The sequence below is a fragment of the Paenirhizobium naphthalenivorans genome, from assembly GCF_007992095.1.
Taxonomy (GTDB): Bacteria; Pseudomonadota; Alphaproteobacteria; order Rhizobiales; family Rhizobiaceae; genus Allorhizobium; species Allorhizobium naphthalenivorans.
This window is the reverse complement of sequence record NZ_BJZP01000097.1, coordinates 1-1,304: the sequence shown is the minus strand read 5'-3', so window position 1 is coordinate 1,304 and position 1,304 is coordinate 1. Positions and strand designations below refer to the sequence as shown.

The 1,304-nt window shown below is 56.5% G+C and carries 1 protein-coding gene; it reads right to left on the bottom strand.

Annotation, left to right across the window (positions count from 1 at the left end):
• Positions 1-223 precede the first annotated feature (223 nt).
• Positions 224-1,304: alpha-glucan family phosphorylase (gene glgP, locus RNA01_RS23295; RefSeq protein ID WP_147182449.1), on the bottom strand; the 1,081-nt coding region annotated here is incomplete at its 5' end.

The window sequence follows — 1,304 nt, the reverse complement described above, 5'->3', positions numbered from 1 at the left end:
GTTGGATGTAACAATGGCCAGAGATCCTTACTTGGCTTTTTCACGACAACAAACGGACGACCGTTCAGATCGAGTGTTTCCGATGTCGTTTGGCGGCTCCGGCTCGTTTTACGATGTGGCACGCTGTCTGAAATACTCATCGCATGTTCTCCTTCCCTGGGGGTTCTTCTGCAATCTCGTCTTCTCTCGCGCCTCGTGGACAGCGCTCTCCGAAGCGGTGGCCCTATCGCTGCCAAATGATGTTCGGCAGTTCCAGCGGACCGCGGGCGAGCGGATGATAAGGAACGACTCGCGGCGTGAATTCCGACACAGGACGGCCTGAAAAAATCCTTGCCGTATATCTGTAAAGTCCCGTGGTAACTGGTCCTCCACGTTGTCTCTGCATCGCCTCTATATGCGAAGGTAGCCCGGCCTCTCCGTCGGCATAGAGTTCCACCTTGACCATGTCGGGAGACAGTCCGCCAAGATAGACCTCGACGGAAAAGGAGGGGCCTTCTTTCGTCTCCTCGACAGATGTGGCCCCGAAACGAACCTTGGGCCAGAACTTCGATAATTGCTCTTTCCAGCGAGCGATCCCGCGCGAGGCATCGCCAACCGTTTCGATACGGGCAGCATAACCTTGAGCAGCGGGAAGATAGAAATTTTCGGTATATTCGCGGACGGTGCGGTTAGCGGAAAACCGGGGCGCAAGTCTGGCCATACTTTCCCGGATCCGTCCGACCCACTTCGAAGGAATGCTGTCTTGATCGCGGTCATAGAATTCCGGAATGATTTCTTCTTCGAGAAACCTGTAAAGGGCGTCGGCCTCCATGGCGTCAATATCAGGATCGTCCCCATGCTCCTTGCCGTCACCGAGCGCCCATCCGATATCTGGCGCATAGGCTTCCTGCCACCAGCCGTCGAGTTCGGACAGGTTCAGCCCGCCATTCGCGAGGATCTTCATTCCACTCGTGCCGCTGGCCTCCCATGGTCGCCGGGGTGTGTTGATCCAGACATCGGCGCCCTGGGTCAGCCATTCCGCCTGCCGCATATTGTAATCTCGAAGGAAGATAAGTCGCGATCTCAGTTCCGGCCGTTTGGCGAAATTGTTCCAGAGCCTGATGAGTTCCTGCCCCTCCTGGTCCTGGGGATGGGCCTTGCCAGCCAGGATCAATTGGACCGGCCGCTCCGTGCTCGTCAGTATCCTTGTCAATCGTTGAGGATCCTGCAGAAGCAGGGCCGGCCGTTTATAGGTTGCAAAACGGCGGGCAAATCCAAGCGTCAATGCATTAGGGTCGAATACGCTATCGGCGTCGTCTTCTCCA